This is a genomic window from Pirellulales bacterium, from assembly GCA_035939775.1.
Classification (GTDB): Bacteria; Planctomycetota; Planctomycetia; order Pirellulales; family DATAWG01; genus DASZFO01.
Map to the genome: position 1 here is coordinate 18,468 of DASZFO010000360.1, position 26,848 is coordinate 45,315.

The 26,848-nt window shown below is 60.8% G+C and carries 27 protein-coding genes; 12 read left to right on the plus strand and 15 right to left on the minus strand.

Annotated features, from left to right (window positions below; translation table 11 throughout):
- The 4 genes from VGY55_23875 to VGY55_23890 form a co-directional block, all read right to left on the minus strand.
- Nucleotides 1-1,062, minus strand: coding sequence for a DNA polymerase III subunit delta' (locus tag VGY55_23875; GenBank protein ID HEV2973026.1), 1,062 nt, complete (start codon nt 1,060-1,062; stop codon nt 1-3).
- A 91-nt stretch (nt 1,063-1,153) separates the two neighbouring features.
- The gene (gene tmk / locus VGY55_23880) at nt 1,154-1,765 is read right to left on the minus strand and encodes a dTMP kinase (GenBank protein ID HEV2973027.1); all 612 of its coding nucleotides are present in this window, start codon (nt 1,763-1,765) and stop codon (nt 1,154-1,156) included.
- A 1-nt stretch (nt 1,766) separates the two neighbouring features.
- On the minus strand, nt 1,767-3,002 hold the full coding sequence (locus tag VGY55_23885; GenBank protein HEV2973028.1) for an LL-diaminopimelate aminotransferase: 1,236 nt from the start codon (nt 3,000-3,002) through the stop codon (nt 1,767-1,769).
- 234 nt (nt 3,003-3,236) lie between these two features.
- The gene (locus VGY55_23890; protein HEV2973029.1) at nt 3,237-4,133 is read right to left on the minus strand and encodes a radical SAM protein; all 897 of its coding nucleotides are present in this window, start codon (nt 4,131-4,133) and stop codon (nt 3,237-3,239) included.
- Nucleotides 4,134-4,245: 112 nt separating this feature from the next.
- Here VGY55_23890 and VGY55_23895 point away from each other — a divergent pair, with 112 nt between their 5' ends.
- Nucleotides 4,246-4,662: a HEPN domain-containing protein gene (locus VGY55_23895; GenBank protein ID HEV2973030.1), complete on the plus strand. Its 417-nt coding sequence runs from the start codon at nt 4,246-4,248 to the stop codon at nt 4,660-4,662.
- 4 nt (nt 4,663-4,666) lie between these two features.
- Complete coding sequence (locus VGY55_23900; GenBank protein ID HEV2973031.1) at nt 4,667-4,978, plus strand: hypothetical protein; 312 nt, start codon at nt 4,667-4,669, stop codon at nt 4,976-4,978.
- An 11-nt stretch (nt 4,979-4,989) separates the two neighbouring features.
- Here the strand turns inward: VGY55_23900 and VGY55_23905 are convergent, their stop codons facing one another.
- The 5 genes from VGY55_23905 to VGY55_23925 form a co-directional block, all read right to left on the minus strand.
- Nucleotides 4,990-5,271 (minus strand): hypothetical protein, encoded by a 282-nt coding sequence (locus VGY55_23905; GenBank protein HEV2973032.1) that lies wholly within the window; start codon nt 5,269-5,271, stop codon nt 4,990-4,992.
- A gap of 6 nt (nt 5,272-5,277) precedes the next feature.
- The gene (gene ilvC / locus VGY55_23910) at nt 5,278-6,282 is read right to left on the minus strand and encodes a ketol-acid reductoisomerase (protein HEV2973033.1); all 1,005 of its coding nucleotides are present in this window, start codon (nt 6,280-6,282) and stop codon (nt 5,278-5,280) included.
- 75 nt (nt 6,283-6,357) lie between these two features.
- Nucleotides 6,358-6,906: an acetolactate synthase small subunit gene (gene ilvN, locus VGY55_23915; GenBank protein ID HEV2973034.1), complete on the minus strand. Its 549-nt coding sequence runs from the start codon at nt 6,904-6,906 to the stop codon at nt 6,358-6,360.
- Nucleotides 6,907-7,164: 258 nt separating this feature from the next.
- A complete protein-coding gene (locus VGY55_23920; protein ID HEV2973035.1) occupies nt 7,165-7,347 on the minus strand; it encodes a hypothetical protein in 183 nt (60 codons plus the stop codon).
- A 112-nt stretch (nt 7,348-7,459) separates the two neighbouring features.
- On the minus strand, nt 7,460-8,293 hold the full coding sequence (locus VGY55_23925) for an AAA family ATPase (protein ID HEV2973036.1): 834 nt from the start codon (nt 8,291-8,293) through the stop codon (nt 7,460-7,462).
- Between the two features lie 83 nt (nt 8,294-8,376).
- Between VGY55_23925 and VGY55_23930 the strand changes: the two genes are divergently transcribed.
- Nucleotides 8,377-9,231: a 16S rRNA (uracil(1498)-N(3))-methyltransferase gene (locus VGY55_23930; GenBank protein HEV2973037.1), complete on the plus strand. Its 855-nt coding sequence runs from the start codon at nt 8,377-8,379 to the stop codon at nt 9,229-9,231.
- Here VGY55_23930 and VGY55_23935 read toward each other — a convergent pair.
- From VGY55_23935 to VGY55_23950, 4 genes are all read right to left on the minus strand, one after another.
- Nucleotides 9,228-10,331, minus strand: coding sequence for a fatty acid desaturase (locus VGY55_23935; protein ID HEV2973038.1), 1,104 nt, complete (start codon nt 10,329-10,331; stop codon nt 9,228-9,230). The two genes, VGY55_23930 and VGY55_23935, sit on opposite strands and share 4 nt — an antisense overlap.
- 375 nt (nt 10,332-10,706) lie before the next feature.
- Nucleotides 10,707-11,384 (minus strand): hypothetical protein, encoded by a 678-nt coding sequence (locus VGY55_23940; GenBank protein HEV2973039.1) that lies wholly within the window; start codon nt 11,382-11,384, stop codon nt 10,707-10,709.
- Nucleotides 11,385-11,964: 580 nt separating this feature from the next.
- Complete coding sequence (locus VGY55_23945; GenBank protein ID HEV2973040.1) at nt 11,965-12,468, minus strand: hypothetical protein; 504 nt, start codon at nt 12,466-12,468, stop codon at nt 11,965-11,967.
- Nucleotides 12,469-12,593: 125 nt separating this feature from the next.
- Nucleotides 12,594-13,376 carry a sugar phosphate isomerase/epimerase family protein gene (locus VGY55_23950; protein ID HEV2973041.1) on the minus strand — a complete coding sequence of 261 codons (783 nt, stop codon included), beginning with the start codon at nt 13,374-13,376 and terminating at the stop codon, nt 12,594-12,596.
- Between the two features lie 179 nt (nt 13,377-13,555).
- Here VGY55_23950 and VGY55_23955 point away from each other — a divergent pair, with 179 nt between their 5' ends.
- From VGY55_23955 to ald, 8 genes are all read left to right on the plus strand, one after another.
- Complete coding sequence (locus tag VGY55_23955; protein HEV2973042.1) at nt 13,556-16,162, plus strand: hypothetical protein; 2,607 nt, start codon at nt 13,556-13,558, stop codon at nt 16,160-16,162.
- Nucleotides 16,163-16,457: 295 nt separating this feature from the next.
- Entirely contained in the window at nt 16,458-17,225 is a 768-nt protein-coding gene (locus VGY55_23960) for an SDR family NAD(P)-dependent oxidoreductase (GenBank protein ID HEV2973043.1), read from the plus strand.
- Nucleotides 17,226-17,648: a secondary thiamine-phosphate synthase enzyme YjbQ gene (locus VGY55_23965; GenBank protein HEV2973044.1), complete on the plus strand. Its 423-nt coding sequence runs from the start codon at nt 17,226-17,228 to the stop codon at nt 17,646-17,648.
- 93 nt (nt 17,649-17,741) lie between these two features.
- A complete protein-coding gene (locus VGY55_23970) occupies nt 17,742-18,440 on the plus strand; it encodes a hypothetical protein (protein HEV2973045.1) in 699 nt (232 codons plus the stop codon).
- Nucleotides 18,441-18,681: 241 nt separating this feature from the next.
- On the plus strand, nt 18,682-19,329 hold the full coding sequence (locus VGY55_23975) for a hypothetical protein (protein HEV2973046.1): 648 nt from the start codon (nt 18,682-18,684) through the stop codon (nt 19,327-19,329).
- 719 nt (nt 19,330-20,048) lie between these two features.
- Complete coding sequence (locus tag VGY55_23980; protein HEV2973047.1) at nt 20,049-20,798, plus strand: SDR family NAD(P)-dependent oxidoreductase; 750 nt, start codon at nt 20,049-20,051, stop codon at nt 20,796-20,798.
- Nucleotides 20,799-21,073: 275 nt separating this feature from the next.
- On the plus strand, nt 21,074-23,224 hold the full coding sequence (locus VGY55_23985; protein ID HEV2973048.1) for a 3-hydroxyacyl-CoA dehydrogenase NAD-binding domain-containing protein: 2,151 nt from the start codon (nt 21,074-21,076) through the stop codon (nt 23,222-23,224).
- Between the two features lie 181 nt (nt 23,225-23,405).
- Complete coding sequence (gene ald / locus VGY55_23990) at nt 23,406-24,515, plus strand: alanine dehydrogenase (protein ID HEV2973049.1); 1,110 nt, start codon at nt 23,406-23,408, stop codon at nt 24,513-24,515.
- Nucleotides 24,516-24,644: 129 nt separating this feature from the next.
- Here the strand turns inward: ald and VGY55_23995 are convergent, their stop codons facing one another.
- Nucleotides 24,645-25,787: a toxin-antitoxin system HicB family antitoxin gene (locus VGY55_23995; GenBank protein ID HEV2973050.1), complete on the minus strand. Its 1,143-nt coding sequence runs from the start codon at nt 25,785-25,787 to the stop codon at nt 24,645-24,647.
- Nucleotides 25,788-25,808: 21 nt separating this feature from the next.
- A complete protein-coding gene (locus VGY55_24000; protein ID HEV2973051.1) occupies nt 25,809-26,063 on the minus strand; it encodes a hypothetical protein in 255 nt (84 codons plus the stop codon).
- Nucleotides 26,064-26,307: 244 nt separating this feature from the next.
- On the opposite strand from VGY55_24000, the gene VGY55_24005 reads away from it, so the two are divergent.
- On the plus strand, nt 26,308-26,848 hold a 541-nt coding region (locus VGY55_24005), incomplete at its 3' end, for a DNA adenine methylase (GenBank protein ID HEV2973052.1).

Sequence of the window (26,848 nt, forward strand, 5' to 3'; positions counted from 1 at the left end):
TTAGACGCGGCTGAGGGGTGCGGAAAGCGCCGCCAGGTCGTCGAACCAGCTTTCGACCATCGTCGCCTGGTTGGCGTTGCGATCGACGTGCGATAGGGCGTCCAACGAGCGCTCCAGCGCTGCGACCGCCGCCGATTCGTTCCAGCCGTTGCGGATCGCTTGCTCGACGAGTTCGGCCAGCTCGGCATGCTCGACCGCCGCATGGCCGTGCAGCCGGCGCACGAGCGCTCGAAAGAAGTCCAGCCCAAAGCCAATCAACAGCCGCGAGCGAGCGCGGCGCGGCGCGGCGTCCTTGCCTGCCTCGTTGATGAAATCGTTCACGGATTGGGCCGTTCGATAACCTTCGACCGGCCAGCGAGCGAGCGATCCGAGCAGGTCGCCGCGAAAACTCCAGAGCGCAGCGTCGGCCAACTCGACTGCCTGCTCCAAGCTGCCGCCGCTGTAGGATGCCAGCCGCCGCGCCTCGGCCGGATCGGCCGCGATCTCGCGCTCGACGAGCAGCTTAGCCACAATCTCCTCCGCGAGTGGCTGGAAGCGAATAATCTGCGCCCGCGAGCGAATCGTCGGCAACTGCTTATCGACGCTGGTGCCGATTAGGATCAGGACGGAACGTGGCGGCGGTTCTTCGAGCGTTTTCAACAGCGCGTTGGCTCCCTCCTGATTGAGATAATCGGCATCGTCGATGATCGCGATCTTGCGCCCGCCCATGAACGGCTTCAGCCCGATCCGGTGGCAAAGCCCTTCCTGCATCCGATGCTCGGGGTCGCCGATGAAAGCGGCCAGGGGAATGAAGCTCTTATCCGCCGGCTTGCTCACGGTCTCGAGATCGGGGTGCGTCCCCGCGGCGACTTGCACGCAGGCCGGGCAGCGCTCGCATGGATCGAGCTGCGCTGCTTCGCGCTGTTCGCAAAGTAGAGCCTGCGCGAGTTTCATGGCAAATGTCCGCTTGCCAATCCCCGCCGGCCCGACGAATAGAAACGTGCTCGCCAGCCGCCCGCGGGCAAGCGCGTTACGGAAGCGCTCAACCATCGTGTCGTGTCCTTCGATATGGTGCCAAGACATGAGAGTGTGAAAAGTGGCGAGTATAGTGTATTCCTCACGCTCCGCGTGAGGATTGTCATCACGACGGAGCGTGATGACTACACTGATCAGGTCAGCGGCCGGATTCAAGCCGCTCGGCCGCGCGGCGGATTTCGGCTTGAATTGCATCAATTGGGCGGTCGGCGTCGATGAGCAGAATCTTGTCTGGCCGGCGCGCGGCCTCGTGTCGAAACCCATCCCGCAGCTTTTGGCAGAATTCGTCTCCCTGAGACTCCATCCGATCGAGTTGGCGATTCATGCGCTTGGTCGCAACCTCGGGCGCCAGGTCGAGGACGAACGTCAGATCGGGTTCCAGTCCGCCGGTCGCCATTTGGCCGATTCGCCACAGTTCATCGACATCCAGCCCGCCGGCGTGCCCTTGATAAACCACATTGGCCAGCAAAAAACGATCGCAGACGACCGTATCGCCTCGCTCGAGCGCCGGGCGAATGCACTGCTCGACGAGCTGCGCTCGAGCGGCCATGTACAAAAAGGCCTCGGCCGGGCGACCGATCGCCAACTCGTGTCGATCCAAGAGCAGCGAGCGCACGGCATCGCCCAGCGGCGTGCTTCCCGGATCGCGACAGGCGACGACACGCTGCCCATGCTCGATAAGCCAAGCGCGAAACAGCTCGATCTGCGTCGATTTGCCAGAACCGTCAATGCCGTCGAAACTATAGAACATTTCAGGCGAATTCGAGTTTCAGCGGCTTGAGCCGTGCTTCCGTTTCGGCCATCAAGGCATTCTCCGCGGCTTCGTCGGGGGCTTCGTACGTTGCCGAAAAGCGGAGAAACGCGCCGGCATCATCCCACGGGACCGTGCAGATCGAATGCTCGGCGATCAAATACTGGCTCGCCGCTTCGGCATTCTCGAATCGCTGCCCGCCGGCGAGACCCTTCGGGCTGGCCGCGTAGAGGAAGTAAGTGCCGCCTGGCATTTTGCAAGTGAAGCCGCAGCGGCTGATCGCGGCGACGAGTTTTTGCAGTCGGCGGCGATACTTCTCGCGGACCATCGCGGGGATCGAGGCGTCGTCGAGCGCCGCGGCGGCCGCCTTTTGGATCGCGATGAATTGGCCGGAGTCGCTGTTGTCTTTGATGTCGGCCAGTGCCCGCACGATTCGCTCGTGTCCGCACACCCAGCCGAGCCGCCAGCCGATCATGTGGAAGCCTTTCGACATGGAATGGACCTCGACGCCGACTTCCTTCGCCCCCGGCACGGAGAGAAAGCTGAGCGGCGGGCTGTCGTAGCTGAGCATGATATGGGCCGCGTCTTGCACGACGACGATCCGATTTCGCTGGGCGAACTCGACGACCCGGCGATAGAATTCGCGTGTGGCGACGCGCCCCGTCGGGCTGTTCGGATAGTTGAGCGCCAGCAGCTTCGCTCGCCGCAGCACGTCGGCCGGAATCGAATCGAGATCGGGAAAGAAATCGTTCTGGGCCAACAGCGGCAGCCGATGCACCTCGCCGCCGTAGTATCGCGTGTGCGTTCCAGCGACCGGGTAGCCGGGCACGGTCATTAGCGTCACATCGCCCGGATTGATGAACGCCGCGGGGAGCATTGCCAGTGCCGGCTTCGAGCCGATGCAGTGATTCACTTCGCTCACGGGGTCCAGCTCGACTCCGAAATTCCGCTGCATGAACCGTGCGGCGGCTTCCTTGTAGGCCGCGATGCCGTTATCGGCGTAGCCGCGGTTCTCGGGACGATTGATCTCGCGGGCCATCACTCCCCGCACGCTCTCGGGGGCCATCTCGTCGTTCTCGCCGATGCCGAAATCGACCAGCCGCCGCTCGGGATGCTCGGTCAGCGCCTTCCGCTTGGCGCGCTTGATCTTTTCAAACTTGTAAATCTCAGTTCCCTTGCCGTAATTAGCGCCGCCAATCCGCTCGGCAAAGAGCTGCTGAAAATAAGGATCGCTCATAGAATCAGGTCTTTAAGAAGACGACGAGGAGGACCGCAGATGGACGCGGATTAACGCCGATTTTCGCAGATGATAAACTCTTGTTTCTTATGAGGAAACCAGGAAGCCAGGAACGGGATTTGGTTTTGGGCCGATTCGCGACTGCTAATCCTACGAAACTGATTGGAGTACTTATACTTGGCCACATCCTCCTGCCTTCCTGGTTTCCTCATAAAACTCCGCCGTAATCCGCGTTCATCTGCGTCCATCTGCGGTTTCTTCTTCCATGTGTCCGTAATACGCGGCGGCCGGCACGCCGGTGCGGCGGCGGACGAGTTCGACTAGAGCATCGACCTCGGCGTTCGTCAACGGGGTGACGAAGCTCTCGGCGGGGCGGCGGGCGACCGTGTAAATTTGCACGAGCTTGATCCGCCCGCCCGCGGCGGTGATCTCAGCCAGCCGATCGCAAAACGCCGCTTGCTCGGCGGCCGAGGGTGGCTCGCCGGCGATCCGCATGAACAGGGACTGAATCACGAGCGGGCGGACGCAAGCGGCGGCCGTGATGTTGTCGAGAATCTGCCGGAAGGGGATTGGGGTGCGCTCGACGAGCCGGTAGTATTCGTCGGTCCCCGCTTCGAGCTTGGCCCAAATCTCCCCCTGGTTCTCGTCGAGTATTTCGAGGCCCCGTTGAACGTGTGGCCGGTGGAACATGCTGGCGTTGGTGATCAGAACCATCTTGACGTCGGCGAGCCCGCGCCGCCGCTTTGACTCCGCACAAGCGGCGATGATCTCGTCGAAGTTGCGGTAGGTGGTCGGCTCGCCGTCGCCGGAGAAGGCGATGTCGTTCAATCGCCGCAGCGGTTCGGGCACGGCCGCAAACTTCTCAGTGGTGAAAATCTGCCCAGACGCGGCGAGCGACAGCATGGAATCCAGCTCGGCCAACAGCGCGGGCGTTTCCACGAACGTCGTCTCGCTCTGCCGAGTCCGATCGACCTGGCAATAGATGCAATCGAAGTTGCAAATCTTGTCGGGATTAAGATTCACCCCGATCGAAATCCCGCCGGATCGGCGGCTGAGCACGGGATAAACGAAGCGAAACTGCTCGAAAAGACGTTCGTGCCGGGCAAAAAGTGGATTAGAAGAGATGGACATATGTTGCAATTGTATGCATCGGTTTCGTCCGGGCAGAATTGCCGACTTCGCCGATCCATCCTATATTAGTCTTTGGAACGAGCAATCGACAATTTGAACCCGCGGACATTTCATGAGTTTGCCACGCGGGAAGAACGCCCGGACGTTTTACCGCGCCGCCAAGCAACGTTTTTCGGATGCGGAGTTGCTCTTGGAGCACAACCGAACGACCAGTGCGGTTTATCTGGCGGGATACGGCGTCGAGTGCATGTTAAAGGCGCTCATGCTGGAGTCGGTTCCAGAATCTCGACACGATACCATTGGCGATCTGTTCCGCGGACAGCTTGGCCATAATCTGATTCTATTGATGCGTGAACTAAGAACGCACTTGCGCGGCTCGCTGCCGTCCATAATCGAGCGAACTCTCTTGCGGGTGAATACGTGGACCACGAATCTGCGATATATGCCCGGCAATATCAAGTCGTCACTTGCGACTGAATACATCCGCGACGCTGCACAAATCATTCAGTGGACTGACGAAAGGATTTGAATTTATGGACCACGTCACAAATGACACCAACGTCGGGCAAATCGAGCGGGCGCTCGCGCCTTACCAAGAACGCCACCCGGTTGCAGACATAAAGGTCCGCCGCGAGAATTCGGCATCCGTTCGAATCCGCATCATTGATCCGGCATTTCGAGGACGTGGCTTGGCGGAGAGGGAAGACGAGATTTGGCCGGCGATCGAAGCGCTTGCGCCGGATGTCAGAGAGGAAATCACGATGCTATTGCTCTTGGCGCCGGAGGAAGCCGCTAACTCTCTGGTCAACACTGAATTCGAGCACCCCTTACCTTCGCGAATCTGAGCCTCTCTAGCTCACAGCTTCCGCATCTGCGTGTATTCATCCATCGTGACGGTTGTCAGTTCCCCGTCGTCGCGGGCGAGGATGAGTAGGTCGCTGTAGACCTTGTCGTCCGGATTGCGGCGGAAGTGCAGGCCGTGGCGGCGGCGCTCGGTGCGGACGACCGTGCCGACGGTCTTCGTTGTCCAATCGGCGCTCGAGCCGATCTTCACGTCGTGGACGACTTCGACGCGGTCCCCCCGCTTGAGTTCGGAGAACAATTGGCTGGAAGCGGAATTGGCGGCGCTCGTGGGCATGAGCGATTAAACTTCCTTCGACTTAATCCACGGCATGAGGCGGCGCAGCCGGCGGCCGACTTCTTCGATTGGATGGTTGCGCTCGGCGCGCCGCGTGGCCTTGAACATCGGGGCGTTCGCCTTGTTCTCGAGAATCCACTCGCGGGCGAATTGGCCGCTGCGGATTTCGCCGAGGATCTTCTTCATCTCGGCTTTCGTTTGCTCCGTGACAATTCGCGGGCCGCGCGTATAGTCGCCGTATTCGGCCGTGTTGGAGACGCTGTAGCGCATGTAGTTCAAGCCGCCCTGATAGAACAAGTCGACGATCAGCTTCAACTCGTGCATGCACTCGAAATAGGCCATCTCCGGCTGATAGCCGGCCTCGACGAGCGTCTCGAAGGCCGCCTTCACCAGCGCGCTCACGCCGCCGCAGAGTACCGTCTGCTCGCCGAACAGATCGGTCTCGGTCTCCTCGGCGAACGTGGTCTCAATCACGCCCGCTCGCGTGCCGCCGATCCCCTTCGCGTACGCCAGCCCGAGTTTCTTCGACTGCTCGCTCGCGCCGACGTTGAAGGCGATGAGGCAAGGCACGCCGCCGCCGCGCTCGAATTCGCTCCGCACCAAATGCCCTGGCCCCTTCGGGGCGACGAGCACCGTATCGACGCCTTGCGGCGCTTCGACCTGACCGAAATGCACGTTGAATCCGTGCGAGCACATCAGCACGTTGCCGGCGATGAGATGCGGCTTGATGTGGTGCCGGAATACATCCCCCTGCACTTCGTCGGGCAAGAGGATGTTGATCAGATCGGCCCGCTTGGCGGCGTCTTCGACGGTGCTCGGTTGGAACCCGTGGCTCAGGGCCAGCTCGTAGTTCGCGCTGCCGGGACGTTGGCCGATGATCACCTGGCAGCCGCTGTCGCGCAAGTTCTGGGCCTGGGCATGCCCTTGGGAGCCATAGCCGAGAATGGCGATGGTTTTGCCTTTAAGCAGCGACAGATCGGCGTCGGAATCGTAATAGATTTTGGCGGACATCGGGAAGGGGCTAGGGACTCGGGATTAGGGGCTAGGGAAGTCGGCACGCTGCGCGTGCCGGCATCGGTCGGCGGCTTAGGTTTGTTGGGCCGGTTCGGAATTGGGGCTGGGTTGGGGCTGCGAGTTCTGCGGGCCGTTGCGGCGGGCAGCGCCGCGAACCATCGCGATCCGGCCGGTGCGCACGAGTTCAATGATCCCGAACGGCCGGATCATATCGACAAACGCTTCAAGCTTTCGCTCCTGACCGGAAATCTCGACGATCACCGTTTCGGACGCCACGTCCACGATTCGCCCGCGAAAGATATCGGCCAGCTCGCGCAGCTCGCTCCGCTTGCCGCCGGCCGGGGCTTGCAGCTTGATCAACATCAGATCGCGCTCGACGTAATCCTGCGAACTCACATCGTCCACTCGCACGACCGTGACGATCTTTTCAAGCTGGCGGCGGACTTGCTCGAGCACCCGATCGTCGCCGACCACCACGAAGGTCATCCGCGAGAAGTGCGAGTCTTCCGTCTCGCCGACCGCCAGGCTGTCGATGTTATAGCCGCGCGAGGCGAGCATGCCCGAGATGTGGGCGAGCACGCCCGGCACGTTCTGAACCACAGCGGAAAGCACGTGACGCATCGCAACTCCCTATCGGAAAAGGCAATTCAGCATGATAGCCCGGCATGGGTGCGGTCGCAAGGTGCAGTCGCGTTCGGCAGCGATGTTGCAGGAGAATTGCCCAGGGAGAAATGGCTAGCGGCGAAACGACCGAAGAGCGGCAAGGACGAGAGGCAATCTGTTCCCGATGATGAGAAGCACGATGACCCCGATAATCAGCCAGTCCATAGTTTACTGAGGACGCGAACATCGCCGCACTATACCAGCGCATGGAACTGGCTACCGCGTGCGGCGTTGTCGCCTTTGCGCGTCTCGCAAGGCGGATCGGAAACAGACCCAGAGCCCGATTAATATGATGCCCGTGCCGAGGATGAATTTAGCGGCCTCGAACGAGATGCCTAACCACTCCGCGACAATCGCGAGGATGACAAGCGCGATGAGCTCCAAAAGCGCTTCAAGCATGGTCAGCATTATACCAGCTTGCGAAACGCCCGGCGGGAGCGAATTCTCGCATTCCGCAGCCTTTCAGGCAGAAGGCAACGCGCTGGCTCCTGGCCCCTGGCCCCGCGCCACCCTACGCGGCCGCGTCGATCACGCCGAGTTCGTGATGGATCGATTCGACAGTTTCGGCGTCGATGAGAGGGGTTTGGCGGGCCGCCCCAGCCACCAGCGCCAGGCTGGCCAATTGGTTCACGCGGCGCGGAATACCCTCCGAGAGAGCGTGCAGACGGATCATCGCCTCTTCGGAGAAGGCGGAGGTCTTCCGCCCCGCCTGGGCCAACGACCAACTGAGATAACCCAGCGTATCGGGCTCTTCCCAAGGCTCGACGTCGATCCGCAGCTCGGCCAGTTCCAGCAGACGCGTCTCGAGTGCGGCGGCGCGGCCGGTCGCCAGCGCCAAGACCACCGTCAGCCGCGAGTGCGCTCCCCGATCCGCTTCCGCCAACCGAGCGACGTGCTCGAGCACTTCGCGCGACCCGTCATGGGCGTCGTCCAAGAGGATGATCGTTTCCAAGTGCTGATAGCGGTTTTCGGTCAGCCGATCCAGTACGCCGCGCCACAAGCGGAACGCATCGTCGCGGCCGTCGGGATTCAATCCCAGCTCGGCCGCGATCAGCCAGAGGAATTCTCGTAGATCGGCGCCCAACAAGCTCACATTGGCCACCTGGCTCCCGCCGCGGCGCAAATGCCGGGCGAACACTTCCAGTAGCATCGACTTGCCTGTGCCCGATTCGCCGATCAGCAGCCCGAGCCGCTGCCTCTCCTCGACGAGAAAGTGCAGCCGGGCGAGCGCCTCTTCGTGCGTCGGGCTTTCAAAAAAGAACCGCGGATCCAAGCCGCCGCGAAAGGGCGTTTCGCGAAGACCCCAATGCGCGCGATACGTCGGACTGGGCGCCGATGCGTTCATTATTGAGAATCCAAAGCTGAGAAGTGCTTTAGAGACATGACCGATTCCTAACTTTTGAATGATCGGTATAATCGGGACGCGACTTGAAGCTAGTAGACTGTCAGGGGCGAGTTCGCCGGTTCGTCGCGGATGCTGCTAGCGTCTGCACCGACGCTGGCAGCGTCGGCCACAAGCTTTTCCACAAGGGCCCTGCTTGCTTGCCCGACCGCTTCTTCCACCCTTCGCTCGCCGGTCACGGTTCCATTTCCATCGAGGGAACCGAAGCCCATCACTTGATTCACGTCTTGCGGGCGAAGCCGGGGCTCGAGGTGATTCTGTTCGATGGTAGTGGCGCCGAGTTTTTGGCGCGGGTCGAGCGAGTCGAGCGTTCGACCGTGCGGCTGGCGGTGGTGGAGAGCCGCGAAGTGGATCGAGAGTTGCCAGTGAGCGTTACGCTTGGCGTCGCGCTTCCCAAAGGAGACCGGCAGCGATGGCTGGTCGAGAAAGCGACCGAGTTGGGCATCACCCGCCTGACGCCGCTCGTGACGGCCCGCGGCGTGGCGCAGCCGACGCGGGAAACGCTGCGGCGACTCGAGCGAGCGGTGATCGAAGCGTCGAAACAATGCGGGCGAAATCGGCTGATGCAGATCGCTGTGCCGGTTTGCTGGAGCGACTTTCTGCTGGCCGCCGGCAGCGCGACCAAACTTTTCGCCGATCCTGGTGGATCGGCGCTCTCGATCGACCTGCTCTCTCAGTTTAGCGCCGCCCTCGAGATCCTTCTGGCGATCGGTCCCGAAGGAGGCCTAACCGACGCGGAAGTAGACGAAGCCGTTGGCACCGGCTGGCAGGCAGTCGATCTCGGCCGCCGCATCCTCCGTATCGAAACGGCCGCCATCGCGCTCGTGGCCGCCGTCACATTGCCGATCCCTCGTCCCTCGCCCCTCGTCCCCGGCGCCTAGCGAGCCATTTCCGGCTCTTCGGTGGCGGCTTGGATCGTCTGCGAGCTAGTCGGCTCGCCAGCCCAGTTGGTCCAGCGATGGGCGCGATAGTCGTAGAGCTGACAGACACTCAGCATATAACGGAACGAACGCCAACTGAATTTGTGCTCGACCACGTCTTCGGGAAAGGCGCGGGTGAGGCTCTCCTGGGCCTCGGCCAAATGATACAGCGGAATCCGTGGATCGGCATGATGCGCCGTGTGCTCCATGATGTTGTGGATGATCCAGTTGATCGGCCCCGGAAACTGCACGTGCGCCGTGCCTTGAATCTGTCCCTTGTAAAACGTCCATTCTTGTTGATCGTCGAACCAGGGGATCCGCGGATGGGTATGGTGCAGGCAAATCAGGAACGCGATCAGCCAATTCCAAATCGCGAACGGCAGCCATTGGCCGAAGAAGAGCGACTCGACCAACGGGCTCGAGCTTCCGAACCACCGCGGGGCGAGAATCAAAAAGGCCGTTTGCGCGGCGATGAAGGCAACCACCAGCAAGCAATCGCCAACGAAGCGCGGCATGTTCATGCGGCCGCGGAATTGCCGCCCGGGGAAAATCGTCCGCCGCAGGTACACGTCAAAGAAATAGTAAGCGCCCAATCCGAGCGGTGTGCGATAGAAGCGCTGCATTGCCCGGCGCCACGCGGGCAGCCGATCGTAATCCTCTTTGGTGAGCGGCGCCCAGGCGTAATCCTTCTGCCGCAGATTCGTCCAGGCGTGATGGACGTGATTGTGGGCATGCTCCCAGCCGGCATACGGATGCCACGAGGGCAAGAGCGCGATGCGCCCGAGAATCGCATTGAGCCGCGCCGACGGAGTCAGCGCTCCGTGACAAGCATCATGCCCGATCACGAACAGAATCGAGAGGAAAAAGGCGTTCGCGAGCGAGAACAGCAGCTTCAGCGGCCACCAAGGCGCCGCCACCCCGGCGACCACGGCTCCCAGATACAGAGCCAGCGCTGCGCCAAACAGCACGAGAGCATGAATGGTCGAGCGATTGCCAACACTTGCGGGCATCGTCGCGCGCACGTCCCCCGCATTCGGCCCTTTGGAACGGGATGTGGACATAACAAGACCTTCAATCGACGCTGCACGGAATGACCGGCGCGATTGCTTCCGGGCAATCCTGAACCATCAATACTAGTCGGTTTCGCCTGGGTTTTGAAGTGACTGAAATCGGCGGGCGTGGCTTAGATCGCATTCGGCGGCAATTGCCACGCGAACGTAGTCTCTTTTCCGCAGACCTTACAGCGAAAGTGTGCCAGGCCGCCGAGCATCGGATGCCGTTCCGTTCGCGTGAGTTCAAGGGCGAACCACTTGCCGCATGCTGGGCATGGGCGCAGGAATCCGGGACGAGGCGGCCGAGCAAGTATTCTGTCCATAGGTTCCCGGTCTAAAGCAACCGAATGGAAACTGGCTTAACCAATCTGGTCGCCCGCGTTGTTATTTCTCGCCACGAATGCTCAGGCCGTTAGCTGTGAGATGCTTGCGGAATATGACGAGAAATTGCAGCGCCAAAATCAATGCCAAGCCGAGCGCCAACCACCAAGGCACCTTTGAGTGAATCGCTAAGATCGTGGGAAAGATCACCGCAAATGCCAGCAAGGCCATCAACTGCACGTTTCGCGGGAGAGGCCGATTGGCCCTGGCCCACCATCCAGTTGCAATTGAAGGCGCGCCGTTGCTAACCCCGCCATCGTCGCTCAATTCGAAATCCGCAAAAATCTCACCGTAATCCATTGCGAGGTCCACGACGAAGATGGTTATTTTCGCCGTCACGAGGCCCAAGAACGAAGCCGCCAGCCCAGCCAACGGTCCGCAAGCGAGACCCACGACTATCGCCCCCGCGAAAAGCCAGGAAAACGCAGGAATCGAGACGGCCACGAACAAGGGCGTTGAAAGTTTCGGATTCAACGGCGATTGCGTTCCCGCTAAGGCTGCATCGCGCTTTCCCCGTCGCGCACAGCGGGCGAGCGCGCTTGTCCACACCGCCGTCCACCAGATCGGCAAAACCAGCGCCAATGAACCCGATGTCTTCAGCAGGAACACAACGCAGGCGATGATGGCCAAGTACGCTAGAAAGCTCCGAAACCAACGCCAGATTCTCGATTTTCGGTCCATCACTTCGCTCCTAACCACGGCCGCGCAAAGCGAAGAGTAGTGCGAAGTATAGCGCCGCGTCCAAGCCGACTCCGACAGGACACGCTACCGAAATAAAAATGGACCGCGCCGGCATCTTGTCGCGCCACCGCCGCACAAGCACCCAGCCAACCAGCAAGACACAAACGAACGGCAATACTTGAAAAACGGCGATGACGCCGGCGAGCCAGAGAAGCTGCCAGATCAGCCAGAACGGTGATTCGATTCGAAGCCATGCGAGAAACACAAGCCCGATAACTGACACTCCCGCGAGGATCGCGCATAAATACAAAAATGACCTCGCAGCAGCCCAGCACAAATCCGGTTTTGGGTCCGGTCGCAATCCGTCTCGAATCCGCAAAACCGCGGTTCCAATGCCGAGCCAGACGATCACCGATGCCCAGGTGATCACGACGTCAATCGGGCTCGAAAACAACGCACTGTATGGGTTCATCTTGCCGTCCTTCGGGCGGTTCGGTTTGCTCGGCCGCATCAAACGGCGCCACCATCCCGCCGCAAGCGGCGGGGCTAACGAACGATCTTTGACCTCCCAGCCCGGTCTCTAATGCTTGACCACGCGGCCGTAGAGTTCGCCGCGGTGGTTGCCGCCGCTCCACATGCCGGCGAAGCTGCCGTCGTAGATCAGCACTCGGGCGGAGAATGTGCCGAATCCCGGCACCGGGGCCTTGTCGAGCGTGATCACCGGCGTGTCGCCCGCCCAGCGCACGGCCAGCGGGATCGGGATCGTTAGATCGTGGTCGCCGTATTTGATCTGCGCTTCGAAGAGCCAGAGGTCATCGCCGAGTTTCGACACCTTATTGATCACGTACTTCGATTCGCGCGGCTTCGCTTCGTCGCCGGGCGTTTCCGTGAAGAAGCCGTCGAGCGTCGCGCCCGTGAGAGTTTCGGAAAACTTCTTTTCAAGATCGGCTTTGTCGGGGACCTTGTTGGCCGCCTGCGGGGCGGCGGGTTTATCGCCCGGTGCGTCCGCGGCACAGGCCAGCGAGGAACCGATGACGGCCGCCAATGCGGCTGCAATCGCGAGCAGAATGATAATGCGTTTCATAGCATCCTCCGTTTCCAAGTAGTCGCCAGAAGCAGTTCCAAAACCCCGGGGACTGTCCCCATTTTACGCAGTCTTCGGAGTAAAACGGGGACTGTCCCCTTCTCCCGGCGGTTTTGGAGCTGCTTCTACAAACTCCGCAAGTATTCTACCGCGGCGCCGATCTCGACCAGCGGATCGTCGGCCGTCCGCCGCTGAATCGTAAGATACCCACGATAATTGTGTTCTTCCAGCTTCCCCAGCAGATTCGGGAAATCCGCGACGCCGCGCCCCAGGGCTGTTTCCACGCCACGGCCGCGGGCCAAATCGCGGACGGCATCGGTCGCGTGCACGTGCAGGATGTGCGGCCCCAGCGCGTCGATCGCCTCCGGCGGAGAAAAGCCGTTCACGATCAGATTCGCTGGATCGAGATCGACCCCCAGCGATCCGCCCGGCAGCGCGGCGATCAGGCGGGCCAAATCCGGGCCGCTCTCCGTTCCGGTCTGAGCAGCCAATTGTGCGCCGGCCCGATGCGCGAATCGTCCCAAGTCGCTGAGCACCTCGATAAGCTGACTCCATTGGGATCCCGTCGGTTCGGCGGGAACTCGCCCCACGTGGTTGACGACGACTGAAGCGCCGAGCTGGTAGGCCAGCTTGATCGCGTCCTTCGTGCCGGCGATTCGTTCCTCGATATCCTCCGCGACATCGTAACCGCGGCGAGTGGGAAAGCTGACCGCCGCGACCCGCAGGCTGTAATCCTCGAGCAGCTTGCGAATCTGGCGCAGGGCGGTTTGCGTCATCTGCGAGGGGCGCAGCTCGCCGCGGGCATCGAGTTCCACTCCCTGCGCGCCCAAGCGGTGGGCAGAAGCCAAGGCCTGCCGGAGCGGCTGCCGCAAGCTGGCGATCTGAATCCCAATCTTTAGCGCTGGCATGGGTTACCTAAAGGCAATTGGCGAGGATTGTAGGGTGTGTCGAGCGAAGCGAAGACACACCGGGTGTGATTGGTGCGTCAGCGCTTCGCTTGACGCACCCTACATCTCTAGCGCTGGCATGGGATAGGTCGATAGGTTTTCTGGCTTGTCGCTGCCGATATGCTTCGAGAATTCCGATCATGCAGACTTTGCTGACTGTTCTTATTCTAGCGGCGGGAGTCGCTGCGCCCACCGATGTTCGCTATCCGGACGCGGTGAAGGTGTTTGACTGCGACTTCGGCCCGCAATGGGACCAGCGCTTCGACCGCTGGCCGGACCGCTGGATTCGCCAGCGCTCGGCTGCCTATCCGGCGTATTTGCCGGTCCGAATTATCGACGACACGACGGCCGCCAACGGACACTGCCTGCGGATCGATCTCGACGGCGGGGCAGCCGCCATCTACAGCCCGCCGATCAAGGTCAACGCGATTTTCAGCTACGTGATCGAGGCGCGGCTGAAGACCGAGGGTCTCGTGAACGACGAAGCGCACATCAGCGTGACGTTTTACGACGGCAGGCACAAGGCGCTGGAGAAAATCGTTTCCGAGCAAGTTCGCGGAACGAGCGATTGGGTCAAGATGCGAATCGACCCGATTGCCCCCGCCCACAACGAAACCGAGTATGCCGTCGTCGGCTTGCACCTCGAGCCAACCGTGCGGGCCGACGTGCATGGCTCGGCTTCGTTCGCCGATGTTTGGGTCGGCCGCCTGCCGCGAATGACGCTCACGACGGATCGCCGCGACAACGTCTACGTCGAGCCGGCGCGGCCGAAGGTGACCTGCACCGGCAGCGGTTTTGCCGAAGAGAACTCGCGTGTCCGGTTCGAATTGCTCGACCTTTCGGGCAGTGTCATCGCGACCGAAGAGCAACAATTGGTCGTCGCCAGAAAATCCAGCGCTCCGCGGCCGGAAGCTGATGCGGGCGAGACGGCGCGCGGAGCGGGAATCGTCGGCGCCGCGACTTGGGTTCCGCCGATGCCCGACACGGGGTTCTATCGCGTCCGCGTGCAAATGTTGGGGCGCACCGGAGTCGTGCATCAGCGCGAACTATCGCTGGCCGTCGTCCATGCGCAAGCCAACCCGGCCAGCGGCGAATTCGGCTGGACTCTCCCCGACGGCGAAGGTCCGTTGACTCTTGGCGAGTTGCCGGAGCTGCTCGGGCAGGCCGGGGTGAACTGGGTGAAATTCCCGGTCTGGACGAGCGGCCAAGACAACACCCGCGGCGACCGGCTGGTGTGGTTTGCCGAGCGGCTGCACTTCCAGCACATCGAGATGGTCGGCTTGCTGCACCAGCCGCCGCCGGACGTGCGGAAGCGGCTAGGCGATGCCGACCGCCCTCCGGCCGCGCAGGTCTTCTCCACCGAGAAGGAGTTGTGGTATCCGTCGCTCGAGCCGGTGCTGACTTCGCTCTCGCTGAAGGTGCGGTGGTGGCAGTTGGGGTCGGACAAAGACACCAGCTTCGTTGGTTATCCCAACGCGACCGAGAAAGTGACGCAAATGCGGAAGCTCGCGGCCCGCTTCGGCCAACAGGTGTCTATCGGCATCGGTTGGTCGTGGTTGCACGAATTGCCGAGCCAGCCGCAGGCCTGGGATTTTGTCGCGCTCTCCTCCGATCCGCCGCTCACCTGGGAAGAGCAATCGACCTATTTGAAGCTCTCCGCCGGCGCGAAGACGCGCCGCTGGGTCGTGCTTGAGCCGTTGCCAAAGGACGATTACTCGGCCGAGATCCGCGCCGGCGACCTCGCCCGCCGAATGCTCTCGGCTAAGATCGAAGGGGCCGACGGGATTTTCGCCCCCGAAGTGTTCAGCACAACCCGCGGCTTGATGAACGACGACGGCACGGCTGGCGAATTGCTGCTCCCCTGGCGGACGACGGCGCTGGCCCTGGCCGGGGCCACGTATCTCGGCAGCATCAATCTGCCCAACGGCAGCGTCAATCACGTTTTCGACCGGAACGGCGAGATCGTGATCGTCCTCTGGAACGATCGCCCCACGGAAGAGCGAGTTTATCTCGGCGACGACGTGCGGCAGATGGACCTTTGGGGCCGCGCGACGAAACCACCCACCGACAAATCGGAGCAGGTGATCCAAGTCGGCACGCTGCCGGTCTTCATCACCGGGTTGAATGCGCCCGCGCTGCGCTGGCGGATGTCGGTCAAGCTGGCCGAGACGCAATGGCCGAGCGTATTCGGAATCACGCACGGCAATTCCTTGATCGTGAAAAACTCGTTTGGCCAGGGGATCAGCGGACAAATCAAGATTGTCACTCCCGAAGGCTGGCGGATCGCGCCTCCTGAAGTGGGTTTCAAGCTGGCTTCGGGCGAAACGCTAAACCAACCGTTCGACGTGGTCCTGCCGCTCGACGCTGCCACGGGACGGCAAGATATCCGCTTCGATTTCGACATCATGGCCGACCGCCGTTACCAGTTCAACGTTCGGCGAGAAATCGACGTGGGGCTGGATGACGTGATGATCGCGGCCAGCACGCGGCTGAACGATCAAGGGGAGTTGGAAATCGAGCAGCGGCTCACCAATGAGACCGACAACGTCGTCAGCTTCAAATGCTTTCTCTACGCCCCCGACCGATTGCCGATCGTCACCCAAGTGGTCGAGCAAGGCCGCGGGACCGACACCAAGAACTATCGCATTCCCAACGGAGCGGAACTCGTCGGCAAGACGCTGCTCTTGCGGGCCGACGAAATCGCCGGCCAGCGGATTATCAACTGTCGGTTCACGGCGCAACCTTAGGAAGGGACTCGGGGCTAGGGGCTGGGAACGAAGGAGACGTGGCCGACGCTGCCAGCGTCGGCGATGACTACATCGCTGCGTTTATCTCCGCGGTCTCAGCGCCCTCCGCGTTTCAAACTCCGGGCTCAAGCCTTATCTGAGCGGCTGACCGACAAATCCGGCGGACACTGTTCCGATTCCGCGAACCGGCCACCGTCGCCGCGATGGTCGGCGGCAAAATGGGACGATTCCCCTCTCCCGGCCGAATTTGTTGGACGCTCTAATGGAGTCATCCCGGTACAGTGAGCAGCCATTCATGCAAATCCCTTCCCACACATTTCTCATCACCGGCGGCAGCTCGGGCTTGGGCGCCGCCTGCGCGCGACTCTTGGCGTCGCTGGGTGCGAACGTCGTGATCGCCGATTTGAATGAACCGGCCGGCGAGCGGGTCGCCGGCGAACTCGGCGCGAGTGCCCGGTTCGCGAAGACCGATGTGACGGACGAGGCGCAGGTCAGTGCGGCGATCGAAGTCGCGGTCAGCAGCTTTGGCCGGCTCGACGGCGCGGTGAGCTGCGCCGGCATCCTCGGGGCGGCGCGGATCGTCGGCAAGAGCCGCCCGCACGATTTGCAGCTTTTCTCCCGGATCGTGCAAGTGAATCTGATCGGCACGTTCAACGTGCTCCGGCTGGCGGCGGCCGCGATGGCGGCGAACCCACCCGCGGCCGACGGCGAGCGCGGCATCGTCATCAACACCTCATCGGTCGCGGCCTTCGAAGGACAAATCGGCCAGGCGGCTTACGCGGCAAGCAAGGGAGGCGTCGCCTCGCTCACTCTGCCCGCCGCCCGCGAGCTGGCCCGTTTCGGGATCCGCGTGATGGCGATCGCTCCGGGCATGTTCGACACGGCCATGATGTCCGCCGCCCCCGACGAAGTCCGCAGCTCCCTCATCGACCGAATCCCTTTCCCCTCGCGCCCCGGCCGCCCCGAAGAATTCGCCAGCCTCGTCCGCGAAATCATCGAGAACCGATTTCTCAACGGCTCCGTGATCCGCCTAGACGGCGCGCTGAGGATGGCAGCGAAATAAATGAAATCTCTCACCGAACATCTCACGTTCAACATCCCGGCCCGGATGGAATTCCGCAACATCACGCCCGAGGTCGCGGCTGCCGTGAAGCGGAGCGGAATTCAGGAGGGGCTGTGCCTGGTAAATGCCATGCACATCACGGCCAGCGTGTTCATCAACGACGACGAGCCGGGATTGCACGAGGATTACAAAAAGTGGCTGGAAGGGCTAGCCCCGTTCGACGCTTCGCCGCAGCGCTACCGCCACAACCGCACGGGCGAAGACAACGCCGACGCCCATCTCAAGCGGCAAGTCATGGGGCGCGAAGTCGTCGTGGCGATCACCGGCGGCAATCTCGACTTTGGACCCTGGGAGCAAATCTTCTACGGCGAATTCGACGGGCGAAGGCCGAAGCGAGTGTTGGTGAAGGTGATCGGTGAATAGACCGGCGGCTCCCAAAGACCGCGCCGAGTTAGCACAGGAAGAATTTGATCGCGAATCTCGCACGTTGGCATGGCGGTGGATATGATCTAGGGCATGGCCGATGATCCGCTCGACTTCTTGAACGATCTGGATGCGCGAACGCCGCGCCCTGGGCCGCCCATGCCCCCGCCGCTTCCGCCGCCACCACCGCTTCTCGCGACACCAGTGCCCGACGATCCACTTGGCTTTCTCGAAGGGCAATATGATCTGCCGTCACAAACTAGCGGCGGCATGACCAGGCCCCTGACGCTTCAGCAACAACGGCAGCAATGGCTACTGCGCATGGCGTCGTTGATTCGCGCGGAAGAACTCTGTCCCCTAGCCATTTCGGTTTATCAACATTTGCTTGCAATTGACGCTAGGCTGCGCATCGGATTTGAGACAAACGTGTTTCCGGCAGCGGCTCTATGCGACCTTTTGGGCGCATCCTTGGTGAACTTGGAGCAGCTTGCCGCCCAAGGTAGCTGCCCGGCCTTCAGCGAGGTTGCCAAGACGGCTCATAATCTTTACCGAGAGATCGTCCGTCTGATGCGGACATTCCCGCAGCAGAGGCCGTACTTGATCGGCGGCGGCTTCGGAATTCGCGGTGCGGTGAAAGGGATTGCCGTTGCGACCGGGATTAATTGGATGCTAAACCACCCGACACGACAGCGCCAAAGTCACGCAGCTCAGTCCCTTGCGGAGAACGTACAGAACGCCCATGTGTTACTTCAGTTGTTGCGAGACCGGTGCGGCGCAGTTTCTAATCCGTGAGATTCAAGGTGGCGAAGCCTTCCAGCGCTCCCGCCCAGCATACGCCCGAAAGACCCGCACGGCTGGCGCGGCGGCCCGATTATGTGCGGGCTTCTAGCAAGGCGGCAGATAGCTGGTACCATCGCGGGCAAGGCTCAATTGCTTTTCACACTGAACCGTCTGGCCATTCTCTGTGTCAACGACAAGGACGTTACCGACATTCTAGGCGCGCCCACAATAAGGCGATTGACAGAACATGTCCATGAACTATGACGTGGGGAGGCTCCTACTCGAAGCCTCCCGGGACCCGTTCCACGCCGTTCGTGGTCTGGCAATCCAATCCCACGCCAGTTTGGAGCAGTCTCTTTGTTCTCTGCTTGCTACGTTTGGAGACATCCGCGAAGACGTCGCGTCTGTCATCTTTTTCAAGATAAGTAATGCTCGCGCCCGAGACGACATCCTCGAAAAACTTTTGAAAAAGAAGTACGGGGAGAAACACGCAGTTTTCTGGCATTCCGTCAAGATCCTAAATGGGCAAGTCACCCAGGTTCGGAACGAAATCGTCCATTGGAATGTCGTGAACTGTGTGGGCGACAATGGCCAGGAATTGCGGCTGATGCCTCCGGCCTTCTGGGATGTGAATCCAAATAGCCCGTACAAGACCATTGCCGACCTAAACGACTTCCGCGTCAAGTGCGGCTTCATGGGCCGCCTATGTAATATGTTCAGGTTTTTTCTGATGCCTGACAGGCCCCCTGTCTGGACCCCGGAGCAACTGCAAACATGGACCGATATATTTCGGCAAGCAGTAGCCTATCCGCCTCCAGATACTCATCCGCTATGCCAGACGACGACGGCACCCGAACTTCAGCCTCCATCATCAGTGGAGTCACAGCCACCTCAATCGTAGGCTCGCTTTGTTTCAATTCGTTAATAATTCGCCGGCGCGGTTAAGGTTCGGTTCACGTTCGGACCACCCTGGTACGTCGCCGCGTTGGCCGATCACCCCAACGCCCGCAACCACTCGACAAATCGGCTCGGACATTTGGTCTGGGCTCGGAGCGACCTTTCAGGCCGCAGGGCATCGAGTCCGACGGATCACGTTGCGATCTCCGCCGCTGTGGTGCGATCGTCTTTGATCGTGCCGGCAGTTGAACCGTGGCAATTCTCGTGTATCCTAGTTCCCAGGCTCTGCCTGGGCTCCGCAATTTGTCGAGTTTTAGGTCGGTCAGGTTTGATGATTCTCGTCGGTTTTTATTCGGGCTCGGGCGTTGCACGCGATGGATGATCGACGGCCGCGAGAGCATCCTGGAAGGATGCCAGCCATTAGCCGGCGGTCGAGGCCGCAGGCCGATACCGCCGGTTGAACGATGCGCGGGGTGGTCCGACCCTGGCAGGGGTCGCAGCACGCTGGCACCCTGTCAGGGTGCTACCGTTTTTCATCAACCTTGACGGGGGGTATCGGCCTGACGGCCTCGACCCCCGGCTACCGTCTTGCAACCCTGCCGGGTTCCAGGAAACCCCCATTTCCATGTGGCGATTTCGGGAACAAGAACACGACTAGCAGGCGCAGTCCGCAGGCCGCGTTTTTCGCAGTCCAGGCTCTGCCTGGGAACGAGAGGGAAGACCATGAATCTCGATCAAAAATCTTGTTTAATCACCGGTGGCACAAAAGGGATTGGCGCGGCGACCGCCGTGGCGCTTGCCGAGCAGGGGGCGAATCTGGCGTTGGCGGCGCGGAATATCGATGACGAGGCGCGAGCGCTTGGCAAGCGGATTGAAGCATTTGGCCGGCGGTGTTTGCTCATCGCCGCCGATGTGGGACGGCCGGAGGAGGCGGTGCGGTGCGTCGAGCAAACGGCCGCGGAATTCGGCTCGGTCGATGTGCTGGTTCATTCGGCCGGCGGGCCGGTGCCGGGAGGACTGCTCGAGGTGACGCCCGAGGAATGGATGCGGGCGTTCGACGTCCATGTCCATGCGATTTATCACCTCTGCCGCAGTGCGATTCCGCTGATGCAGAAGAAGCGCGAGGGGGCGATCGTGTTGGTCTCGTCGTCGGCTGGCCGCCGCGGCTGCCCTGGCATCACGGCGTATCAGGTGGTGAAAGGGGCGCTGCCGCAGTTCGCGCAGGCGATGGCCCGGGATTTCGCGGCGGACAATATCCGCGTGAACGTCGTCGCCCCCGGCGTGATTCGCACTCGGTTTCACGAAAAGATGACCGAGGCCACGCGGAAGAACAACCTGGAAAACCGGATCCCGCTTCGCCGCGAAGGAACTTCCGAGCAGGTTGCCACTCTTATCCGCGAACTGGTCACGAATGACTACATCACGGGCGAGACGTTCGGCATCGACGGCGGGCTGACGATGCGGATCGCGTAGTGTACTCCTCACGCTCCGCGCGAGTAGTAACACTCTCCCTCTCCCTTGACGGGAGAGGGCCGGGGTGAGGGTGAAGGACTTCCGGCAGCGCCGCCCATCACCCCCGACCCCTCTCCCGCAAAGGGGAGAGGGGAGAAATCGTTGCAAACGTACTGCGTGAGCACGTCCTGCACGAGAGCGATCTGGGTTTACGCGGCGGACAGTCCCCTTTATGCTGGCGGTAGAATTACGCCGGCAACCCGCCCATCCGCACGACTGTCTGGAACCGCCCGACTATGCCCGCCGCGCCGACGATTCAGCTTTCATTTCCCGAGCCGGACATCGCCCAGCTCACGCTGGATGATCCGAGCAAAGGGGCCAATGTGCTATCGAGCGGCGTGCTCGCGGAATTCGCGGCCCATCTCGATCAGCTCGAAAAGCGTTCGGGGCTGGCGGGGCTGGTGATTCGCTCCGGCAAGCCCGGCTCGTTCATCGCCGGGGCCGATCTGCGCGAGTTCGTGGCCTCACTCGACGCCCCGAAGGACCAAATCGTGGCCATGTGCCATCGTGGGCGGCGGCTGTTCGAGCGGCTCTCGAAAGGCCCGTTCGTCACGGTGGCGGCGATCGACGGCGTTTGCCTCGGCGGCGGAGCGGAGCTGGCAATCTGGTGCGACCGGCGGATCATGGCCGACGATCCCAAGGCCCAGTTCGGCTTTCCCGAAGTGAAACTTGGACTGTATCCGGGCTGGGGAGGCACCGCCCGTGCGTCGCGGATCGTCGGGCTGGCCAACGCGGTCGAGTTGGTCACGAGCGGCGAATCGATCGATGGCCGCGCTGCCGCGCTGATGGAATTGGCGACCGACGTGGTCCCGGCCGATCGGATTGGCGCCGCGGCGATCGCACTGATTCGCGCTGGGCAGCAGGGCAAGCAGTATCTCGAAGATCGCGGGCGCTGGCGACAGCCGATCGAAATCGACGAGACCGAACTGACTTTCTTGGGCGCGACCGCCTCGGCCCTCATCCAGCAGCAAACCAAGGGGCACTATCCGGCGCCGGTGGCCGCGCTCGAGTTGATGCTCGAAGCAGCGTCCCTCGATCTAGACTCGGCCTGCACGAAAGAGGCCGAGGGGATGGCCGAATTGTTCGGTTCCCCCGTGAACCGCGCGCTCATCAATGTGTTCTTCCTCGGCGACCGCAACAAGAAGGACACTGGCATCGCGCGGACCGACATCAAGCCCCGGCCAATCAAGTCGGTCAGCGTCGTCGGGGCGGGAATCATGGGGCGCGGGATCGCCGCCGCCAATCTCAAACGGAACATCCCGGTGCGCATCACCGACGCCGCGGCTGCCGCGCTTGATTCGGGCATCGAGCAAACGCTGGAAGAAGCCTCGTTCGACCGGCAAACCAAGCGGCCCGATCCGAAGCGAGCCGTGCATTTCGCCTCGCTCCTGCACGCCACGACGAGCGACGATGAGCTGGCGGCCAGCGATCTAGCGATCGAGGCGGTGGTCGAAATCCCGGACGTGAAGCGCGCGGTCTTTGCTCGGCTCGAGCCGCGGCTTGGCCCCGAGGCGATCTTGGCGACCAACACCTCCACGATTCCGATCACTCAACTCTCGCAGAAGCTAACCCATCCCGATCGCTTTTGCGGCATCCACTTTTTCAATCCCGTGCGGAAGATGCCGCTGGTCGAGGTGATTCGCGGAGAGCGGACGAGCGACGAGACGGTCGCCACGGCGGTGGCCTATGCCAAGAGCGTCGGCAAGTCGCCTGTGGTGGTGAACGACGGACCCGGCTTTCTCGTGAATCGCCTGCTTTTCTTTTACATGCTCGAGGCCCTGGAGCTGCTTTCGGAAGGGGCCGAGATCAAGGCCATCGAGCGGGCGGCGAAGAGCTTCGGAATGCCGATGGGGCCGCTGGCGCTGTACGACGTGGTGGGCTTCGACACGGCGGTTCTCGCCGGACGCGTGATGTACGACGCGTTTCCCGATCGGATCGTGCTCTCGCCGATTGTTGGGGCGCTGATGAAGGCTGGCCGGTTGGGCCAGAAATCCGGGGCGGGCTTCTTCTCATACGCGCGCGACAAAGAGCGCGGCGAGCCGGACCCGCGTGTGGTGGAAATCCTCGCCCCGTATCTCCGCGAGCAGGATAAGTTCACGCCGGAGCAACTCATTTCGCGGCTGTTTCTGCCAATGCTGCTGGAAGCGACACGCGTATTGCAGGAGGGCCTGGTCCGCGACCCGCGCGATGTCGATCTGGCGCTGATCTACGGCATCGGCTTTCCGCCGTTCAAAGGAGGGCTGCTGTTCTGGGCCGACACGGTCGGCGTCGAACGAATCCTCAAGATGCTCGAACCGCTCCAATCGCTCGGCCCAAGGATGGCGCCGACGGGCTTGCTCCTGGAGATGGCGAAAACGGGACGACGGTTTTACCGGCCGGGCGAGTAGAATCGAAACTGGAGTAATGACGAATGCCTAATGACGAATGTCTAAAGAATGACGAAGCACGAAGCTCGATTTGTCAATTGTCAGTTGTGCATCGTCAGTTGCTAAGCACAACGGACGACGGACCACTTTCGACGTTACATTCGTCATTCGACATTCGTCATTTTCCCCGGAGGGAGTTCGCGTGATTGTCGGCGTCCCGAAGGAAATCAAGCGCGACGAATACCGCGTTGCCATCTTGCCGGTCGGCGTCGAGGAATTGACCCGTGCCAAGCACAAGGTCATCGTGCAGCGCGGGGCGGGAGTCGGCTCGGGGCTTCCCGATCAGCGGTATGAAGAGCAGGGAGCGCGGCTGGTCGATACGGCCGAGGAAGTTTTCGCCGAGGCGGAGATGATCCTCAAGGTGAAAGAGCCGCTCGCCGCGGAACTGCCGCTAATTCGCGCGGGGCAAATCGTATTCACTTATTTTCATTTCGCCGCCGATCGGCATCTTACCGAGGCATTCCTCGCCACTGGGGCGACCGCCGTCGCCTACGAGACGCTCCGCGATGATCAAGGCCGGCTGCCGCTCTTGACCCCGATGAGCGAAGTCGCCGGACGGATGAGCATTCAAGAGGGGGCGAAGTATCTCGAACGCCCGCAGATGGGGCGCGGCATATTGCTCGGCGGCGTGCCCGGCGTCGCCCCTGCCCACATCACGATCCTCGGCGGCGGGATCGTCGGAGCGAACGCCGCGAAAGTGGCCGCCGGCTTCGGGGCCGACATCTGCCTCTTGGACGTCAACATGGATCGGCTCCGCTATCTCGACGACGTGATGCCGGCCAATGTCGATGTGCTGTTCAGCGATCGCCACATCATCCGCGAGCAGTTGGCATTGGCCGATCTCGTGGTCGGCGCCGTGCTCATCCCCGGCGCGAAGGCCCCGCGGCTCATCGAGCGCGACGATTTGAAGCTGATGAAGCCGGGGAGCGTGATTATCGACGTGGCCATCGATCAGGGAGGCTGCGTGGCCACCAGCCGGCCGACCACGCACAGCGAGCCGGTCTATCTCGTCGACGAAGTGCTGCACTATTGCGTCACCAATATGCCCGGCGCAGTCGGTCGCACGAGCACCTATGCCCTGTGCAACGTGACGCTCCCCTGGGCATTGCAAATCGCAAGCCGCGGCTTGATCCGCGCCGCCGAAACCCTCGCGCCGATCGCGCGAGCCATCAACATCATCGACCAAAAAGTGACCAACCGCGCCGTGGCCGAGACCTTCGGCATGACCTACCATCCGCGCTTTCCGCAATGATCCGAGAGTTCAAAGCTGAGATCTCAAGTCTCGGTGGTGGTCCAAAAATGTGTTGTTAGTGCGGTGAGCCGATTCGCCTCAGAAATCAACATGAGCCTGGTCGAAGCGGCACCTTCGCCCGCACCCTGTTCATGCCGCTATCTGGTAGTTCAGTGGCGGTTTCTCCCGATTGATGAAGTGATTCAGCCAAAGCAGACGATCTTTGGCCGAAAACTTCGGCAACGAGAAAAACTTCAACTCCAGATTACTTTCGCATCCGAGTTCCAGCCAACTCGGCAAGAATTGATGATTCGCGTGCTCAAGGTGTAGTCGAATTCTATGGCGAAGGTGCGCTGTCTCGCCCGCGTAAATCGGTCGAACACCACTTTCGTAGAAAGCGTACATCCCCGGAAACTCTGGCAGGTCACCGAGCTTCACGTTGCCGACCTTTCCCGCCATAATCAAGTCGTACGAGGGGGCCAAGGCTTCCTGCGGCGACAAGCGATGTGTCTTTCTTAGATAGAGAGCGCCCATTCTCAGCTTGAATGGCGATTGCTCAGGCGATAGCCGCTGTGCTATCGCGTCAAACTTCGCTCTGAATTCGGAATCGCAAAGGACTCGATCAAGGGTTACGGAATCCCTTCGCTGCAAATACCTGAATGCGATTTCGCTCGCGAAAAGGAAGTCGTCATAGTCAGTAATCTTTGGCTTCTTGGTGGCCGGCGGAAGGACTGCCTTGCCGCTCTTTCGGATGTCAAACAGGATGTGGTTGAGTTCGTAATCACTTTGAGTGAGCCCAACCTTCCGGCACTTGTCCAAAAATCTCTTGTTGAATTCCGGGTCCACGATGACTCTGTCAGACGAATAGCCATCGCACACTTGCCGATATGCCTCGACGATTAGAGAAGTTGTAAGATCGGCCGCATCTTTCAGCCGGACAGACAGCTTCGTAAGAGCAAGCTGATTTAGGCTAACGCCCTCTTCACTGGCCTCGACTTCGAGAACTGAGTGAATCGTCTTTGGTACTCGCACAATGAATTTGCCGCTCTTCTTTGGGGCGGCACCGTCCGCAACTCCAAATCGCTTAATCAGACTGAGAAAGATCTCATTGACCTCTGCGTATTGAACCATGTCATAAAACGACTGACGTTCTGTCATCCTTGGGAAGGTCTTTGCAACATAGCCGTCATCCTGAGAGAACATTTGATTTGAGAATTCGGTCCACGACTTTGCTCGCCGCGCCAACTGACGCGCGTGGTCAATGATCTGATTGGCTTTTTCTTCGATTGACATGGTTCACCTTTCCTCAACTCGTTAGTCTTCTTCGCGCCCGCTCTCAACGTCGATGATTTCCACCGATGGCGCAGGAGCGTCAAAATACATAGCGTGCTGTCCGAGCCTCTTTCCGATTGCGATCACGACTTCCCTCAACTCTGGGATTTGTTTCGGCAGAACAGTCACTTCGATTTCGTGTGTTTCTTCCACCTGGCCGTGCCACGATCCCTCGGTCGGCGAAAGCATTTTGTAACCGCCGAAACGACGATCTAATGCCATTTTTATTTCGAGCATCACCTCCGGTTCGACTAACCTGCCGTCGTTGTATCTGACAGGGACCAGGAATCGACAGCGTGACTTAGCCATGCCAATAATGATATCGCCTGTAGTATCATAGTCAATACAGTTTCTTCCGGCCTAATTCAAATGCGCGGCGCAAATCATTTGATGCAAATATGTTACGTATTTACAACCTGGTCGGTTGAGCGTATCATTTCGCTGGCGATCCACCCTCATATTCATTACCACGGAGAGCCAAATGGCGATTCGTCCCCCAGTTAAGTGGCATGGCGGCAAACGTTACCTTGCAATCAGGATCATTGAGAACTTCCCGGCTCATCGCGTTTATTTAGAGCCCTTTGGCGGCGGCGCATCGGTCTTGCTCAACAAGGCTCCCGTCGAAGTCGAGACTTACAACGATCTCGATTTGCGGATTTCCCGACTCTTCCGCGTTCTGCGGGATCGCGGAGAAGAGTTTCTCGCGAAGGTCCGACTGATCCCGTACTCACAGGTGGAATTCGACGGCGCGGCGACTTATCCACAGAGTGCTGCCGAGGCGGAAATGGCCGTTTGCGACTTTGTTCGTTGGCGGCAGTCCTTCGGAGGAAAGGGCCGAAACTGGAGTTACACCACTGGTCGCGCGAGAGGAGGCATGGCTGGCGACGTAAACGCGTGGTGGACCGCGATCGAAATGCTGCCGCAAATCATTGATCGTTTAAGGCGAGTCCAAATCATCTGCCAGTCAGCGTTCGACGCAATCCCTCGTTTCGATCACAAGGATGGGCTGATTTACTGCGACC

Excerpts from the sequence above, each read along its gene's own strand:
- VGY55_23875 (HEV2973026.1), bottom strand. The coding sequence starts at position 1,062 with ATGTCTTGGCACCATATCGAAGGACACGACACGATGGTTGAGCGCTTC.
- tmk (HEV2973027.1), bottom strand. The coding sequence starts at position 1,765 with ATGTTCTATAGTTTCGACGGCATTGACGGTTCTGGCAAATCGACGCAG.
- VGY55_23885 (HEV2973028.1), bottom strand. The coding sequence starts at position 3,002 with ATGAGCGATCCTTATTTTCAGCAGCTCTTTGCCGAGCGGATTGGCGGC.
- VGY55_23890 (HEV2973029.1), bottom strand. The coding sequence starts at position 4,133 with ATGTCCATCTCTTCTAATCCACTTTTTGCCCGGCACGAACGTCTTTTC.
- VGY55_23895 (HEV2973030.1), top strand. The coding sequence starts at position 4,246 with ATGAGTTTGCCACGCGGGAAGAACGCCCGGACGTTTTACCGCGCCGCC.
- VGY55_23900 (HEV2973031.1), top strand. The coding sequence starts at position 4,667 with ATGGACCACGTCACAAATGACACCAACGTCGGGCAAATCGAGCGGGCG.
- VGY55_23905 (HEV2973032.1), bottom strand. The coding sequence starts at position 5,271 with ATGCCCACGAGCGCCGCCAATTCCGCTTCCAGCCAATTGTTCTCCGAA.
- ilvC (HEV2973033.1), bottom strand. The coding sequence starts at position 6,282 with ATGTCCGCCAAAATCTATTACGATTCCGACGCCGATCTGTCGCTGCTT.
- ilvN (HEV2973034.1), bottom strand. The coding sequence starts at position 6,906 with ATGCGTCACGTGCTTTCCGCTGTGGTTCAGAACGTGCCGGGCGTGCTC.
- VGY55_23920 (HEV2973035.1), bottom strand. The coding sequence starts at position 7,347 with ATGCTTGAAGCGCTTTTGGAGCTCATCGCGCTTGTCATCCTCGCGATT.
- VGY55_23925 (HEV2973036.1), bottom strand. The coding sequence starts at position 8,293 with ATGAACGCATCGGCGCCCAGTCCGACGTATCGCGCGCATTGGGGTCTT.
- VGY55_23935 (HEV2973038.1), bottom strand. The coding sequence starts at position 10,331 with ATGTCCACATCCCGTTCCAAAGGGCCGAATGCGGGGGACGTGCGCGCG.
- VGY55_23940 (HEV2973039.1), bottom strand. The coding sequence starts at position 11,384 with ATGGACCGAAAATCGAGAATCTGGCGTTGGTTTCGGAGCTTTCTAGCG.
- VGY55_23945 (HEV2973040.1), bottom strand. The coding sequence starts at position 12,468 with ATGAAACGCATTATCATTCTGCTCGCGATTGCAGCCGCATTGGCGGCC.
- VGY55_23950 (HEV2973041.1), bottom strand. The coding sequence starts at position 13,376 with ATGCCAGCGCTAAAGATTGGGATTCAGATCGCCAGCTTGCGGCAGCCG.
- VGY55_23955 (HEV2973042.1), top strand. The coding sequence starts at position 13,556 with ATGCAGACTTTGCTGACTGTTCTTATTCTAGCGGCGGGAGTCGCTGCG.
- VGY55_23960 (HEV2973043.1), top strand. The coding sequence starts at position 16,458 with ATGCAAATCCCTTCCCACACATTTCTCATCACCGGCGGCAGCTCGGGC.
- VGY55_23965 (HEV2973044.1), top strand. The coding sequence starts at position 17,226 with ATGAAATCTCTCACCGAACATCTCACGTTCAACATCCCGGCCCGGATG.
- VGY55_23970 (HEV2973045.1), top strand. The coding sequence starts at position 17,742 with ATGGCCGATGATCCGCTCGACTTCTTGAACGATCTGGATGCGCGAACG.
- VGY55_23975 (HEV2973046.1), top strand. The coding sequence starts at position 18,682 with ATGAACTATGACGTGGGGAGGCTCCTACTCGAAGCCTCCCGGGACCCG.
- VGY55_23980 (HEV2973047.1), top strand. The coding sequence starts at position 20,049 with ATGAATCTCGATCAAAAATCTTGTTTAATCACCGGTGGCACAAAAGGG.
- VGY55_23985 (HEV2973048.1), top strand. The coding sequence starts at position 21,074 with ATGCCCGCCGCGCCGACGATTCAGCTTTCATTTCCCGAGCCGGACATC.
- VGY55_23995 (HEV2973050.1), bottom strand. The coding sequence starts at position 25,787 with ATGTCAATCGAAGAAAAAGCCAATCAGATCATTGACCACGCGCGTCAG.
- VGY55_24000 (HEV2973051.1), bottom strand. The coding sequence starts at position 26,063 with ATGCTCGAAATAAAAATGGCATTAGATCGTCGTTTCGGCGGTTACAAA.